This is a genomic window from Brenneria izadpanahii (genome assembly GCF_017569925.1).
Classification (GTDB): Bacteria; Pseudomonadota; Gammaproteobacteria; order Enterobacterales; family Enterobacteriaceae; genus Brenneria; species Brenneria izadpanahii.
On record NZ_CP050854.1, the window covers coordinates 1173566 to 1188781 of the forward strand.

General features: G+C 49.5%; 17 protein-coding genes and 1 other annotated feature. Of the genes, 11 read left to right on the forward strand and 6 right to left on the reverse strand.

The features are described 5' to 3' along the window. The first annotated feature begins 49 nt into the window (after positions 1 to 49). A complete protein-coding gene (gene gshA, locus HC231_RS05230) occupies positions 50 to 1603 on the forward strand; it encodes a glutamate--cysteine ligase (protein WP_208230031.1) in 1554 nt (517 codons plus the stop codon). A gap of 152 nt (positions 1604 to 1755) precedes the next feature. Next, positions 1756 to 2271: an S-ribosylhomocysteine lyase gene (gene luxS, locus HC231_RS05235; protein WP_208230032.1), complete on the forward strand. Its 516-nt coding sequence runs from the start codon at positions 1756 to 1758 to the stop codon at positions 2269 to 2271. 60 nt (positions 2272 to 2331) lie between these two features. On the opposite strand, the gene HC231_RS05240 is transcribed toward luxS, so the two are convergent. After that, the gene (locus HC231_RS05240; protein ID WP_208230033.1) at positions 2332 to 3126 is read right to left on the reverse strand and encodes a cytochrome C assembly family protein; all 795 of its coding nucleotides are present in this window, start codon (positions 3124 to 3126) and stop codon (positions 2332 to 2334) included. A gap of 170 nt (positions 3127 to 3296) precedes the next feature. Here HC231_RS05240 and ffh point away from each other — a divergent pair, with 170 nt between their 5' ends. From ffh to rplS, 5 genes are all read left to right on the forward strand, one after another. Further along, positions 3297 to 4658: a signal recognition particle protein gene (ffh, locus tag HC231_RS05245; protein WP_208230034.1), complete on the forward strand. Its 1362-nt coding sequence runs from the start codon at positions 3297 to 3299 to the stop codon at positions 4656 to 4658. Between the two features lie 144 nt (positions 4659 to 4802). Next, the gene (gene rpsP, locus HC231_RS05250) at positions 4803 to 5051 is read left to right on the forward strand and encodes a 30S ribosomal protein S16 (protein ID WP_048637762.1); all 249 of its coding nucleotides are present in this window, start codon (positions 4803 to 4805) and stop codon (positions 5049 to 5051) included. Positions 5052 to 5069: 18 nt separating this feature from the next. Further along, entirely contained in the window at positions 5070 to 5618 is a 549-nt protein-coding gene (gene rimM / locus HC231_RS05255) for a ribosome maturation factor RimM (protein ID WP_208230035.1), read from the forward strand. Positions 5619 to 5656: 38 nt separating this feature from the next. Continuing rightward, on the forward strand, positions 5657 to 6412 hold the full coding sequence (trmD, locus tag HC231_RS05260; RefSeq protein ID WP_208230036.1) for a tRNA (guanosine(37)-N1)-methyltransferase TrmD: 756 nt from the start codon (positions 5657 to 5659) through the stop codon (positions 6410 to 6412). A gap of 63 nt (positions 6413 to 6475) precedes the next feature. Next, the gene (gene rplS / locus HC231_RS05265; RefSeq protein WP_048637765.1) at positions 6476 to 6823 is read left to right on the forward strand and encodes a 50S ribosomal protein L19; all 348 of its coding nucleotides are present in this window, start codon (positions 6476 to 6478) and stop codon (positions 6821 to 6823) included. Positions 6824 to 6919: 96 nt separating this feature from the next. Here rplS and HC231_RS05270 read toward each other — a convergent pair whose 3' ends face one another. Both HC231_RS05270 and btsR read right to left on the reverse strand, forming a co-directional pair. Next, on the reverse strand, positions 6920 to 7267 hold the full coding sequence (locus tag HC231_RS05270) for a DUF2799 domain-containing protein (RefSeq protein WP_208230037.1): 348 nt from the start codon (positions 7265 to 7267) through the stop codon (positions 6920 to 6922). A gap of 48 nt (positions 7268 to 7315) precedes the next feature. Further along, positions 7316 to 8032, reverse strand: coding sequence for a two-component system response regulator BtsR (gene btsR, locus HC231_RS05275; RefSeq protein ID WP_208230038.1), 717 nt, complete (start codon positions 8030 to 8032; stop codon positions 7316 to 7318). A gap of 232 nt (positions 8033 to 8264) precedes the next feature. On the opposite strand from btsR, the gene HC231_RS05280 reads away from it, so the two are divergent. Continuing rightward, positions 8265 to 9338: a 3-deoxy-7-phosphoheptulonate synthase gene (locus HC231_RS05280; protein WP_208231230.1), complete on the forward strand. Its 1074-nt coding sequence runs from the start codon at positions 8265 to 8267 to the stop codon at positions 9336 to 9338. 5 nt (positions 9339 to 9343) lie between these two features. Next, complete coding sequence (gene tyrA, locus HC231_RS05285) at positions 9344 to 10465, forward strand: bifunctional chorismate mutase/prephenate dehydrogenase (protein WP_208230039.1); 1122 nt, start codon at positions 9344 to 9346, stop codon at positions 10463 to 10465. Between the two features lie 69 nt (positions 10466 to 10534). On the opposite strand, the gene pheA is transcribed toward tyrA, so the two are convergent. The 3 genes from pheA to bamD all read right to left on the reverse strand — a co-directional run bounded on the left by pheA (position 10535) and on the right by bamD (position 13345). Further along, positions 10535 to 11695, reverse strand: coding sequence for a bifunctional chorismate mutase/prephenate dehydratase (pheA, locus tag HC231_RS05290; RefSeq protein WP_208230040.1), 1161 nt, complete (start codon positions 11693 to 11695; stop codon positions 10535 to 10537). Positions 11696 to 11721: 26 nt separating this feature from the next. Continuing rightward, positions 11722 to 11849, reverse strand: a sequence feature (Phe leader region). Between the two features lie 125 nt (positions 11850 to 11974). Further along, the gene (gene raiA / locus HC231_RS05295) at positions 11975 to 12313 is read right to left on the reverse strand and encodes a ribosome-associated translation inhibitor RaiA (protein WP_048637771.1); all 339 of its coding nucleotides are present in this window, start codon (positions 12311 to 12313) and stop codon (positions 11975 to 11977) included. A gap of 297 nt (positions 12314 to 12610) precedes the next feature. Further along, a complete protein-coding gene (bamD, locus tag HC231_RS05300) occupies positions 12611 to 13345 on the reverse strand; it encodes an outer membrane protein assembly factor BamD (RefSeq protein ID WP_208230041.1) in 735 nt (244 codons plus the stop codon). Between the two features lie 133 nt (positions 13346 to 13478). Here bamD and rluD point away from each other — a divergent pair, with 133 nt between their 5' ends. Next, positions 13479 to 14456, forward strand: a complete 978-nt coding sequence (rluD, locus tag HC231_RS05305) for a 23S rRNA pseudouridine(1911/1915/1917) synthase RluD (protein WP_208230042.1) — start codon at positions 13479 to 13481, stop codon at positions 14454 to 14456. A 7-nt stretch (positions 14457 to 14463) separates the two neighbouring features. Then, complete coding sequence (gene yfiH, locus HC231_RS05310) at positions 14464 to 15189, forward strand: purine nucleoside phosphorylase YfiH (protein WP_208230043.1); 726 nt, start codon at positions 14464 to 14466, stop codon at positions 15187 to 15189. Positions 15190 to 15216 lie beyond the last annotated feature (27 nt).

Genomic DNA, 15216 nt, shown 5'->3' on the forward strand with positions numbered 1-15216 from the left:
AAGTATCAATTATGCTTACAAACATTACATTTAACATCGGGAGGTCGATTTGATCCCGGATATATCACAGGCTCTTTCCTGGCTGGAGCATCATCCTCAGGCAGTGAATGGTATCCAGCGTGGAATTGAACGCGAAACGTTGCGCGTTATGGCAGATGGGCGCCTTGCCACAACCAGACATCCAGAGAAATTAGGCGCGGCGTTAACACACCCGTGGATTACGACGGATTTTGCTGAGGCATTGCTAGAGTTCATTACGCCGGTTGATAAAGATATCGATCATTTGTTGGCGTTCTTGCGGGATATTCATCGCCATGTCGCTCGAAATCTCGGTGACGAACGGATGTGGCCATTGAGCATGCCATGTTTTATCGCTAATGAGCAGGATATCGAACTGGCGCAGTATGGGTCATCCAATATCGGGCGCTTTAAGACCCTGTATCGTGAAGGGCTAAAGAATCGTTACGGCGCGTTGATGCAGACGATTTCCGGCGTGCACTATAACTTTTCGTTGCCGCTATCATTCTGGCAAATGCGGGCCGGCGTCAGCGATATAGACAGCGGTAAAGCGGAAATTTCCGCAGGATATTTTCGCTTGATCCGAAATTACTACCGCTTTGGCTGGGTCATTCCCTATTTATTTGGCGCGTCGCCCGCTATTTGCTCTTCCTTCCTGCAAGGTAGAGAAACGTCGTTGCCATTTGAACGCACGGATAAAGGGATATGTTATCTGCCTTATGCAACCTCCCTGCGGTTGAGCGATCTCGGCTACACTAATAAATCACAAAATAATCTGGGTATTACGTTTAACGACTTGAATACCTATGTGGCGGCGTTGAAACGCGCGATAAAAACCCCTTCAGATGAATATGCAAAGATTGGGTTGAAGAAAGACAATCGCTATTTGCAATTGAACACCAACGTATTGCAGATTGAGAATGAGCTATATGCGCCAATAAGGCCGAAGCGCGTTACCCGGGCCGGCGAATCGCCCTCTGACGCCTTGCTGCGCGGCGGGATCGAATATATAGAAGTACGTTCGCTGGATATCAATCCTTTCTCGCCTATCGGGGTCAGCGCCAGTCAGGTTCGTTTCCTCGATTTGTTCCTGATTTGGTGTGCGTTGGCGGATGCGCCGGAAATGAGTTCGGATGAACTGCTGTGTACCCGTAAAAACTGGAATCGGGTGATACTTGAAGGGCGTAAACCGGGGCAGACCATCGGTATGGGATGCGAAACGGAACGGCAGCCGATCGCCGAAGTCGGCAAATCGTTGTTTAGCGATTTACGCCGCGTCGCGGAGGTTCTGGATAGCGGCAACGCCCAGCCGTATTATCAGCAGGTTTGCGATGAGCTGGTTAGCGGTTTTGACAATCCGGAAAGCACCTTCTCCGGCCGGTTGCTTAACTTAATGAAGGAAAGCGGTAATAGAGGCGTGGGGCTTCATCTGGCGGAAGAGTACCGTAAGATTCTTTGCCATGAACCGTTGCAGGTATTGACAGAAGAACAACTGACGGCGGAAAGTGAACGCTCATGGCGTCGTCAGCGGCAGATCGAAGCAGAAGACAAGATCGATTTTGATGCGTATCTGGCTGCCCAATAGACAAAGAAAAGGCCACATGTAAATGTGGCCAAATGTACATATCTAATAGGGATGATGATAAATGCGCGTCTTTCAATAGTTCAGACTCGCATGAAACAGAAAAGTTCCCAGAAATGAGAAAAAATGAATTTTTTCTATGAGGAGGTGGCGTTATGCCGTTACTAGATAGTTTTACTGTAGATCATACCCGTATGGCGGCGCCTGCTGTCAGGGTTGCCAAAACCATGAAAACCCCTCATGGCGATACCATCACCGTATTTGACCTGCGTTTTTGCCGTCCTAACATCGAAGTGATGCCGGAACGTGGTATTCATACGTTGGAACATTTATTTGCCGGTTTTATGCGTAACCACCTGAATGGCGATGGGGTAGAGATTGTTGATATCTCTCCTATGGGTTGCCGTACCGGCTTCTACATGAGCTTAATTGGCACGCCTGACGAGCAGCGTGTCGCGAATGCCTGGAAAGCGGCGATGGAAGATGTGCTGAAAGTGACCGATCAGCGTAAAATTCCTGAGCTTAACGAATATCAGTGCGGCTCGTATGAATTGCATTCGCTGGCTGAGGCCCAGGAGATCGCCCGGCATATTCTGGCGCACAACATCGGCATTAACCATAATGATGAACTGGCATTGCCGAAAGAAAAGCTGTCAGAGTTACATATCTGATTGGCAACAGTAAAAAAGAGAGCCGCGACAGGCTCTCTTTTTATATGATTGAACGCCGTATCAGGCCGCGACAAAATGTTGAATCACCCGGCTGCCGAAGTAGGATAATGTCAGCAACAGCGCGCCAATCAGGCTGAACCATACCACCCGCCGTCCGCGCCATCCTTCGTGGTAGTGTCCCCACAGCAGCAGGATATAAATAAACCAGGCAAACAACGAGAACAGCGCCTTGTGTAGATTCTCTTTGTTGTTGAGCACATCATCCATATAGAACAGACCGGTACACAGCGTCAGCGTGAGAAGAATTACGCCAACCTGCGTGATGTGGAACATTTTGCGCTCAATACTCATCAGCGGCGGCATATCGGCGGCAAAACCCAGCTTTTTATTCTTTAACAAATAATCGAGCCATGCCAGTTGTAAAGCATAAAGCGCGGCGATGATGAGCGTAGCATAGGAGAACAGCGCCAGGCCGATATGGAACAATAATCCCGGCGTTGTTTCCAGGTGGGTGATGAATTCACCCGGCATGAAACTGGCAAACGCCAGATTGATTAGCGCAAATGTGTAGACGATCGGCAGCAGAAACCATCCGCGGTCCCGTGAAGCGACAATCGTCATGACTGTGCAGATGATAAGGCTAACAAGGGAGCCGATATTCAGCAGACTGAGGTTTTGCCCCGTCTGCACGTCAAAAATACGTTGATAAAGCGCCACTGCATGGCAGATAAGCGCAACGCTGGCCGAAAGGATTGCCAGCCGACGATATGCACTGTTCTTGCGCAGCAGACTGGGGATGATCAGTCCAAGGCTGAGTGTGTAGGCGATTAAAGCTACAATAGCGAAAACAGACATACGAATAGGTTATTAAATATCAACTAAGCCAAATGAACAGTCAGTATAGCGTTAGTCGTCATAGGCACCAACTGTTCTCCATCCGAGGCGCAGAGATCGCCGCGGCTTTCGTGTTATAATCCGTTTCATTCGCGTCGCGGTAGCGGCTTGTCTTACATTGAGCATGAGATATGTTTGAAAATTTAACCGATCGACTATCGCGCACATTGCGCAATATCAGCGGCCGCGGGCGGTTGACTGAAGACAATATAAAAGAAACGCTGCGTGAAGTCCGCATGGCGTTGCTTGAAGCTGACGTCGCCTTACCCGTGGTGCGAGAATTTATTAACCGGGTAAAAGAGCGGGCTGTCGGCCATGAGGTAAACAAAAGTCTGACCCCGGGGCAAGAGTTCGTCAAGATCGTTAAGAATGAGCTTGTCAGCTCGATGGGGGAGATTAACGCCGAATTAGACCTCGCCGCCCAGCCGCCGGCCGTGGTGTTGATGGCGGGCCTGCAAGGGGCGGGTAAAACCACCAGCGTAGGTAAGCTAGGCAAATTTCTTAGAGAGAAACAAAAGAAAAAGGTGCTGGTGGTTTCTGCCGACGTATATCGCCCGGCGGCCATCAAGCAGTTGGAAACGCTGGCGCAAAGCGTGGGGGTCGATTTTTTCCCGTCGGATGCGCAGGAAAAACCGGTCGATATCGTCAGCCGGGCGCTGCAGCATGCCAAGCTGAAATTTTATGATGTGTTGTTAGTCGATACCGCCGGGCGTCTCCACGTCGATGATGCCATGATGGATGAAATCAAACAGGTTCACGCGGCGATTAAGCCGGTGGAAACGCTGTTTGTTGTTGACGCCATGACCGGGCAGGATGCCGCGAATACGGCAAAGGCTTTCAATGAAGCATTGCCGCTAACCGGCGTTATCCTCACCAAAATCGATGGCGATGCCCGCGGCGGCGCGGCGCTGTCTATCAGGCATATCACCGGCAAACCAATCAAGTTTCTCGGCGTTGGCGAGAAAACGGAAGCGCTGGAGCCGTTTTATCCTGAGCGTATCGCCTCGCGTATTCTTGGCATGGGCGATGTCTTGTCCCTGATCGAGGATATTGAAAGCAAGGTTGACCGGACTCAGGCGGAGAAGCTGGCTAAGAAGCTGAAAAAAGGCGACGGATTCGATCTGACCGATTTCCTGGAGCAACTGAAGCAGATGCGCAACATGGGCGGAATGGCTAGTCTGATGGGCAAAATGCCCGGCATGGGCCAGTTGCCCGATAATGTGAAGTCGCAGATGGATGATAAAGTTTTAGTGCGGATGGAAGCGATCATTAATTCCATGACGCATCAGGAACGAGCAAAGCCGGAGATTATTAAAGGTTCGCGGAAACGTCGCATCGCGATGGGGTCGGGGATGCAGGTACAGGATGTCAATCGTCTTCTGAAGCAGTTCGATGATATGCAGCGGATGATGAAGAAAATGAAAAATGGCGGTTTGGCGAAAATGATGCGCGGTATGAAAGGCATGATGCCGCCAGGATTCCCGGGGCGTTGATAGCGGAAAATCGAAAGCATCGCGAGTTTATACGCTTTAGATTGCTTTTTGCGCCAAAATGAGTAAAATTTTGGGGCTTTTTATATGACACTGGGCCCCGTTCCTCGATGGGGCCCGGTTGTTTTATTAACTAAAGAGGATGTTATGGTAACAATTCGTTTGGCACGTGGCGGCGCGAAAAAACGCCCGTTTTATCAAGTTGTCGTGACCGATAGCCGCAATGCGCGCGATGGTCGCTTCATTGAGCGCGTAGGCTTCTTCAACCCGATCGCAACCGGTCAGGCAGAAGCTCTGCGTTTAGATCTGGATCGAATCGAACACTGGGTTGGTCTGGGTGCAACTGTTTCTGATCGCGTAACTTCGCTGATCAAAGACGCAAAAAAAGCAGCGTAATCTGTTGCGGTGGTGGCAATGAGCAAGCAACTCAGCCCGACTGAGCCCGTTAATCCCATCGTATTGGGTAAAATGGGGTCGACTTATGGCATCCGAGGTTGGCTCAGAGTGTTTTCATCCACCGAAGATGCTGAAAGCATTTTTGATTATCAGCCTTGGTTTATCCAGACAAAAAGCGGTTGGCGGCTTGTCGAGATTGAAAGCTGGAAACATCACAATCAGGATCTGATCATCAAGATTAACGGTGTTGACGATCGTGACGCGGCAAACTTGCTGACTAATTGCGAAATTATCGTTGATTCGTCGCAGTTGCCTGAACTGGATGAAGGTGATTATTACTGGAAGGATCTTATTGGCTGTCAGGTCGTAACCTTAGCTGGTTATCAACTGGGAAAAGTCATTGATATGATGGAAACCGGTTCAAACGATGTGATGGTGGTAAGAGCTAACCTGAAAGATGCCTTCGGGGTCAAGGAGCGGCTGATTCCGTTCCTCACTGAACAGGTTATCAAGCGTGTTGACCTCTCTACTCAAACTATTGAAGTAGATTGGGATCCTGGTTTTTGAACTCTGAATCGACCGGTAGTATTAAGTGGAACGAGACTATGTGGATTGGGGTTATTAGCCTGTTTCCAGAGATGTTCCGCGCAATTACTGATTACGGAGTCACTGGCCGGGCAGTTAAAAATGGCCTGCTGAGCGTGCAGTATTGGAGTCCGAGAGACTTCACCTACGATCGGCATCGTACCGTGGACGATCGTCCTTATGGCGGTGGACCCGGAATGCTGATGATGGTGCAACCCCTGCGGGATGCGATTCAGGCAGCGAAAGCAGCGGCAGGCGAAGACGCCAAAGTGATCTATTTGTCACCTCAGGGGCGTAAATTAGATCAAGAAGGCGTGCGTCAACTCGCGACAAACCAGAAAATGATCCTGGTTTGTGGTCGGTACGAGGGAATTGATGAGCGCGTAATTAAAACCGAAATTGATGAAGAATGGTCGATCGGTGATTACGTTCTCAGCGGTGGAGAGTTACCAGCAATGACTCTGATTGATTCGGTGTCCCGATTTATTCCGGGTGTTCTGGGTCATCAGGCTTCAGCAGAAGAGGATTCTTTCGCCGAAGGATTGTTGGATTGTCCCCATTTTACTCGTCCCGAAGTGTTGGCCGGTATGGATGTTCCGCCAGTTTTACTGTCAGGCAACCATGCTGAAATACGTCGCTGGCGTTTGAAGCAGTCGCTGGGCCGAACCTGGCTTAGAAGACCTGAACTTCTGAAAAGCCTAGCTCTGACTGACGAGCAAGCAAAGTTGTTAGCTGAATTTCAACAGGAATATCAGTCCGGGCAACAACAGTATTAGGTGGTCGTCCAGGCATGACCTGACGAACCCAAATATCAGTTTACCTAGGGTAAGAGACATATTATGAGCAACATTATTAAGCAAATTGAACAAGAACAGATGAAGCAGGACGTACCTGCATTTCGTCCGGGTGATACCGTAGAAGTGAAGGTATGGGTTGTTGAAGGTAGCAAAAAACGTCTGCAGGCATTCGAGGGCGTGGTTATCGCTATTCGTAACCGCGGTCTGCATTCTGCATTCACTGTTCGCAAGATTTCTAACGGCGAAGGCGTAGAACGTGTTTTCCAAACACATTCTCCAGTAGTGGATAGCATTACTGTTAAACGTCGTGGTGCCGTACGTAAAGCCAAATTGTACTACCTGCGTGAACGCACTGGTAAGTCTGCCCGTATTAAAGAGCGTCTTAACTAAGATAGCGCTTTCGCAACATCCGAAAGTTGTTATAAATAAAGGGTTTAGCCAATGGCTAAGCCCTTTTTTTACGGCGTTATTCCGCCTTTCTGGCGGTTAATTTATGCTTTGTTGCCATAACGCCCGTAATTGTTCGGCGTTGGCGACTCCATCGCAGCTGGCGGGGAAGTTTTTGCCGGCTTTTCCCCACTCAAGCATATTCCCGGGTTGGCAAAACGCCGACTGTCCTGCGCTATATCCGAATAAATAGGATTCTCGGTCTATCTGGGGAGTGCCGAACCATTCCGCCAACGCGCTATCGTCCTTGACCACCATGCCGGATACGGCGTCTTTGTAACCCGCATCGTACCAGAAGTTTTTTTCTTCATTGGCCGTTGGTGCGGAAGCGTTATTTTGGCACCCAGTGAGAAAAAGAATTACAGCCAGAAAGTAACTGTATTTCATAACGGACCTGTCATCAGTGTGGGCATAGCCATCAAAATCACACTATTTTTATGCGATGCCTAGTTTTTCTTTTAACAATTTCAGATAACGACGACTTACCGGAATATGTTTTCCCGTGTTGGTGAGCACCTCCGCCGCACCGTTTTCCATCAGTTGAATCTCTTTGAGTAGATCGGTGTTGACCATATATTTCCTATGGCAGCGCACGAAAGGGGTTTTCTCTTCCAACGTTTTTAGCGAGAGCTGGGTATAACCCGACTCGTTTACGCCAACAACATGCACTCCGCTAAGTTCGGAACAGAGATATTCAACTTCATCGACTTTAAGTAGAAAAATGCGGTTATGGCCGTTGCACGGAATGTGGCGAAGATAAGGCTCGGTAATTAACTGTACGTTTTTGTTTACACTTGTGCCGCGGCGTAAACGATTTAGCGTTTTGCTGAGCCGCTGTGAGTCCAGCGGTTTCAGCAGATAGTCAAATGCATGTTCTTCGAACGCGCGTACGGCATATTCATCATAGGCGGTGACGAACACGACGTAAGGCATGTTTTCCGGATCCAGCATCGCCGCCAATTCCAATCCGCTGACTTTTGGCATCTGTATATCCAGAAAAATAACGTCAGGCTGTAGGCGATGAATAGCCGGTATTGCCTCCAGCGCGTTGCTGCATTGGGCGATAATCGTTATGTCAGGTTCATTTTCCAGCAGTAGAGCAAGCTCTTCACGAGCGGGTAATTCGTCGTCAATGATGATGGCTTTCAACATTGTCCCCCCTTTATGTTCCGCTGATTCTACCACTATTCATGCCCCGGGTTGGAATGATGAAAAGTAGAAATGGTGAGCAGGGGGGAACGCCTTTCATAATATATTTTTCTGGTGGTAATTTTGGTTTACAGATATGGATTGAAAAATTTACAGCTCGTGTTATGGTATAAGCATAATGCATAGGCCGCATTAACCGTTCACGCTATACAGGACTTGCCAGGAATATATGAATATGCAAAAAGACTCGCTTAACAACATTAATATTGTTGAAGAACAGATACTTATTACTCCGGATGAGCTAAAAGCAAAATTTCCGCTGAGTGATGACGAACAAAAGGCAATCGCCCGTGCCCGTGAAACTATTGCGGATATTATTCATGGGCGCGATCGGCGTTTGCTGATCGTATGCGGGCCCTGCTCAATCCACGATACGGACGCAGCGCTGGAGTACGGGCGTCGTCTGCAATCCCTTTCTGCGGAATTGAACGACAGGCTATACATCGTTATGCGGGTCTATTTTGAGAAACCCCGTACCACGGTCGGCTGGAAAGGGCTAATCAACGATCCCTATATGGATGGTTCATGCGACGTGGAGGCGGGGTTGCATATTGCCCGCGAACTGCTGCTCAAATTGGTCAATATGGGACTGCCGTTGGCGACGGAAGCGCTGGATCCGAATAATCCGCAGTATCTGGGCGATCTGTTCAGTTGGTCTGCCATTGGCGCCCGTACCACAGAATCGCAAACACACCGTGAAATGGCGTCAGGTCTGTCAATGCCGGTGGGTTTTAAAAATGGTACCGATGGCAGTCTTGGAACGGCAATCAATGCGATGAGGGCGGCGGCCATGCCGCACCGGTTTATGGGGATCAACCAATCCGGACAGGTTTGCCTGCTGCACACCCAGGGAAATGCTGATGGGCATGTTATTTTACGCGGCGGCAAAAAGCCGAACTACAGCGCGCAAGATGTTGCAGAATGTGAAAAACAGATGCTTGATGCGGGACTGAAACCCTCCCTGATGATAGATTGTAGTCATGGTAACTCAAATAAAGATTACCGTCGGCAGCCTATTGTGGTCGAGTCGGCAATTGAGCAGATCAAGGCGGGCAACCAATCCATCATGGGGCTGATGCTGGAGAGCCATCTTAACGAAGGCAGCCAGTCTTCAGAGCAGCCTCGTTCAGAAATGCGCTATGGCGTATCTGTGACAGATGCCTGTATCAGTTGGGAAAAGACAGAAGCGTTACTGCGTTCCGTACATCAGGAGATCGGCGCAGAGCGGGTAAAACATTCAGGAGAATAATAGTAATGGTAGCTGAACTGACCGCATTGCGTGATCAGATAGATGAGGTAGATAAAGAACTGTTGACGCTGTTATCACGCCGGTTGCGGTTAGTGGCGGAAGTCGGCGAGGTGAAAAGTCGTTACGGCCTGCCTATCTATGCGCCGGATCGTGAAGCGACAATGCTCAGTTTGCGCCGTAAAGAGGCTTCCCAGTTGGGCGTGCCGCCCGACCTGATTGAAGATATCTTGCGCCGTGTTATGCGCGAGTCATATTCCAGCGAAAACGATAAAGGATTTAAAACGCTGTGCCCGCAGCTTCGTCCGGTTGTTATCGTGGGTGGCCGCGGGCAAATGGGGGCGCTGTTTGAAAAAATGCTGACGTTGTCGGGCTATCAGGTCAAGATTCTGGAACAAGAGGATTGGCCGAGAGCTGAAACCCTGCTGTCCGATGCCGGTATGGTCATCGTCAGCGTGCCTATTCATGTGACTGAGCAGGTTATCGCCCGTCTGCCTAAACTGCCGGACGACTGTATTCTGGTTGATTTGGCCTCGGTAAAAAATGGCCCTTTACAGGCGATGTTGGCGGCACACAATGGGCCGGTGCTAGGGTTGCATCCTATGTTCGGGCCGGACAGCGGCAGCCTGGCTAAGCAGGTGGTCGTCTATTGCGATGGGCGTCAGCCAGAGTCCTATCAATGGTTGCTGGAGCAAATACAGGTGTGGGGCGCCCGTTTACATCGTATTAGCGCGGTAGAACATGATCAAAATATGATGTTTATTCAGGCTCTGCGGCACTTTGCTACTTTTGCTTATGGTCTGCATTTGGCGGAAGAAAACGTACAAATCGAACAGCTACTCGCGCTGTCATCGCCTATCTATCGTCTGGAGTTGATCATGGTGGGACGGCTGTTTGCCCAGGATCCGCAGCTATATGCCGATATCATTATGTCTTCCGAGAACAATCTGGCACTGATTAAGCGTTATTATAAACGCTTTGGCGAAGCTATTGAATTGCTGGATAAGGGCGATAAAACGCAATTTATCAATAGCTTCAAAAAGGTGGAACACTGGTTCGGCGACTATGCGGGGCGCTTTCAGGCTGAAAGCCGGACGTTGTTGCGGCAGGCTAACGATATCCGCCAATAATCATCGGCAATACATTTTCATCAATTCATATGTCTTGCCATCGCGGCGGTTTCGCCGCGATGGTTTCTTTCACTCGGTTTCCTTTACCGGGACGACGTTTTCACTGGGGTAACAGCCTAAAACCTTCAGCGAGCGCGTAATCGCAGTCAATCCCTGCAATGCCTTCTGCATCGCTTCACTGCGCAAATTCGCTTGTACGTCAATGTAAAACATCTCCTCCCAGGGATTACCGTTAATCGGACGGGATTCCAGTTTTGTCATGACGATGCCTTGGTCGCGCAGCACCAACAGGGCTTCAACCAGTGCTCCAGACTGTTGTCCTGTCGCCATGATCAGCGTGGTTTTCGCCGGAACCTGTTCCGAAACCTCAATGGGCTTACGGGCAAGAATAATAAACCGGGTGATGTTTTGCGATTGGTTGGCCAGGTTATGTTCCAGAACTTTTAATTGGTACAACATCCCGCCGGCCTCACTGCCTAATGCCGCAGCTTTGGGTGAGTTAAGCGCGGCCACTTTTTCCATTGCTGCGGCGGTACTTTCGCAGTATTCAATTTTCCAGTTAGGAAAACGATTGATGAAATGGCTACATTGCTGGAATGGTTGCGGGTGACTATAGACCGTCTCTATCTGATCGAGATGCGTATCGGTGGCGACTAATACGCAGTGGTTAATCGGATTCGACAGTTCACCGACGATCGATAGCCCTGTGTGTTGTAACAGGTCATAGACATCGTTAATGGAGCCAGAACTGGTGTTTTCAATCGGTAATACGGCGTAATCAGCCTGACCCGTTTCCACCATATTGAAAATATCCTGGAATTTCTGGCAACCGCATTCGATGAGTTGCTCGAAATGCCGGGCCGCGTATTGGCGGGCCGCCAGGTGTGAATAGGAGCCTTTAGGTCCAAGAAAGGCGATTCGCGCTGAGAGGGCGGTCGTCTGATTGAGATGATGTTGCAATAACGCCTGCTGCGTCAGCACCGAGTCTTCAATAATAATCTGGAATAAACGGGTGATGTAGTGACCATCAAGATGATATTTTTTCCCGGCGGCAGTGAGCTTATCCAATAAATCACGTTCACGCTCTTTATCACGGATAGGACGATGAGAAAGTAACTTGCTGCGTGCAACCTCAAGCGCCAGATCTCGTCTTTCCGCTAGTAATTCCAGTAGCTTTAAATCCAGTTCACTGATGCGTTCACGTAGAACCAGTAGTGGGTTATCGGTCATTATCTTGTTACCTGTTTGCTGTCCTGATAAAAAAAGCCCCCTGTATTCAGGAGGCTTTTTTGTTCGTCTTCGTATTCTTGCCTTACGACGAATCGCCTCCCGAATTCAGGGGAAGGTGAAAAAGAATACGAAGAAGAACGGTGCGTTAGTCATGCTGACCCAGTATGAATTAAGAAATATTAAGTACGAAGCGATAGTGTGTAAAGTAACTGTTGGCTTTTCATCCTGTCAATAAAAAACGCGCCAATCGGCGCGTTAGATAGCAAGAATGGCGATGGATTACTCTTCTTGCGGAACTTGTAGATTGGCATCTTTGACGCACGTTGCGGCGCGGCGCGCTTCACCTTTATGTTGCACTTTGTTTAACTGGCGCTCAAGTTTGGCGATGAGCTCATTGATGGCGGCATACATATCTTCATGTTTGGCGCTGGCGACCAGCGGCCCATTCGGCGTACTGATTGTTGCATCGGCAACGAAACCCTGAGGTTCTTTTGACAGAATGATATGGGGGTTAATCAGGTGGGCCTGCCACTTATCCAGCTTAGAAAGACGGTCTTCGACATGTTGACGTATTGCGGGGGTAATATCCATTTGCTTACTGGTAATATTGATAGTCATATAACTTACCTCTCTGTCTTTGTCCGTCTTGAATAATTTCAGCATAACGCGAGTAAAGATAAAATGCGTGATTATGATCACTTTTTTTTGCCACTTTTGGGCAAAAAAACATGATCTGTGATGCGAGGTCGGGAGTCGATGGGAAGTGCTTGAGAGGGGGGATGAGCTATGTCATTATTGAACGGATGACCTCAATCCGCTCAGCCTGTTTTCTGTCTTTTCCTCCTCCAGATACCAAAAAGCAGACATAAAAAACGGCAACCTAAGCTGCCGTTGGATTGTTTTATTCAGCGATAATTAAGCCGGGTTCGCGGCGATGATTTTTGCGACTTTATCCGCCTGTGCGGCTAACTGAAGCTCGCGGTAAGCATTTTCCATTAGCGGTAAAGCGTCTTTCGTTGCCTGGGTATCGGGATAGTCACGCAGCATTTGTTCCACTCGATTAACTACTGCCACATAAGCGCCGCGTTTCGTGTAGTATTGCGCCACGGAAAGTTCATATTTAGCCAAACGTTCTTTCAGATAGACCAGCCGTTTGTTGGCGTCGGTCGCATACTGGCTGTTTGGATAACCCTGAATTAGACGGCTAAAGTCTCGGAAGGCAGTGCGGGCATACTGAGGGTCGCGATCGGAACGATCAACGCCAAAGAATCCCTGCAACGCGCTGTCATCAAGAGCCATATCTGTCAATCCGCGCATGTACAATACGTAATCAATATTCGGATGCGTGGGGTTTAATCGTAGGAAGCGATCGATAGATGCCTGGGCCAAAGGTAGTTCAGCAGATTTATAGTAGGCGTAAATTAGATCCAACTGCACCTGTTGAGAATAAGGGCCAAATGGATACCGGTTATCCAGCGCTTCCAACTGTGTGATGGCTGCTCTAAAGTTACCATCCTGCAATTTTTGTTGAGCATTAGCATAGAGTACAGATGGCGGGCTGTCAGGAACCGCATCTTTGGAACCGTTGGAGCAGCCAACCAGCGCCAGGCTCAACGTGGCGGCAGCCACCAGATATTTCATACGCGTCATGACGTTTTGATTATCCTCAGAGTGTTATTCCGGGAAACTGTCCGTTAAGCTCCCGATTTAGACCAGCTACAATAGTACATTATTTTAAACGGCATCGCCGTGAAAACCCAACGTTAACGAAGAAGCTGCAACTATGGCACAACAAGTACAACTCACCGCAACGGTGGCCGAATCTCAACTCGGACAACGTTTAGATCAGGCTTTGGCCGAATTGTTCCCTGATTATTCACGATCTCGTATAAAAGAGTGGATTCTTGATAACCGGGTACAGATTAACGGTAATGTAATCAATAAGCCAAAAGAGAAAGTACTGGGTGGCGAATTGGTTGATATTGATGCAATTATTGAAGAAGAAGCACGTTGGGAAGCGCAGGATATCGCGCTGGATATCGTGTATGAAGATCAGGATATCCTGGTAATTAATAAACCCAGAGATTTAGTGGTTCATCCTGGCGCGGGCAATCCTGACGGCACGGTGCTCAATGCGCTGCTGCATTACTATCCTGAAATAGCGGATGTTCCGCGGGCAGGTATTGTTCATCGTCTGGATAAAGACACCACTGGATTAATGGTGGTGGCGAAAACCGTTCCCGCACAGACTAGACTGGTTGAATCATTACAGGCGCGTGAAATCACTCGCGAATATGAGGCCGTCGCAATTGGCACCATGACGGCGGGGGGAACGGTAGAAGAGCCGATCGCTCGCCATGCAACAAAACGTACGCACATGGCGGTACACCCCATGGGGAAACCTGCCGTCACTCATTATCGAATCATGGAGCATTTCCGCGCGCATACGCGGTTACGCCTGCGGTTGGAAACCGGACGCACCCATCAGATCCGCGTGCACATGTCGCATATTAATCACCCGCTGGTGGGCGATCCTCTGTATGGCGGACGGCCGCGCCCGCCTAAAGGCGCTTCAGAGGAGTTTATTTCGGTGCTGCGTGGTTTTGATCGGCAGGCGTTGCACGCCACCATGTTACGCTTATATCATCCTGTCAGTGGGATACAGATGGAATGGCACGCTCCTCTGCCGCAGGATATGGTCGATCTCGTTAATGCATTAAAAGCGGATACCGAAGCGTTCGAAGACCAACTCAATTGGTGATTAAATAATGCTAATACATCCTGACTGGCCTTTACCGGAGAGTATCCGGGCATGCAGTACAACCCGTTGCGGCGGCACCAGCTTAGCGCCGTACGATGCGCTCAATCTTGGGGATCACGTTGGCGATGATGCGGAAACAGTGAGGATTAATCGTCAGATACTGATGGATAAAGCCGGACTGCCTTCCATGCCGCACTGGCTGGAGCAGGTTCACGGTACGCATGTTATTCGTATCGGCAGCGCACGGCAGCCTGCTAGTTGCGGTGACGCGGTTTACACCGATCGGAAAGGGCAGGTTTGCGCGGTGATGACGGCCGATTGTTTACCGGTGTTGTTTTGCTCCGTCGCCGGCGATGAAGTCGCTGCGGCTCATGCCGGTTGGCGCGGGTTATGTGCGGGAGTGCTGGAGGAGACGTTATCCTGTTTTCGCGCCAGCCCCTCCCAGATTATGGCATGGCTTGGCCCTGCCATTGGCCCTGAAAAGTTTGAAGTCGGGCCAGAAGTCCGGGAGGCGTTTATGCAACATGACGCTATGGCTATATCTGCATTTAGGGCTAATGGAGATAAGTTTCTTGCCGATATATACCAGCTGGCGCGTTTACGTTTACGCGCCAGCGGAGTGACGCGGATCTTCGGCGGAGATCTGTGTACCGTCAGCGATCCGCAGAGATTTTTCTCTTATCGGCGCGATGGTGTGACGGGCCGTATGGCAAGTTTAATCTGGCTGATATAACCTATTGAATTAAGACGATCCACGGCA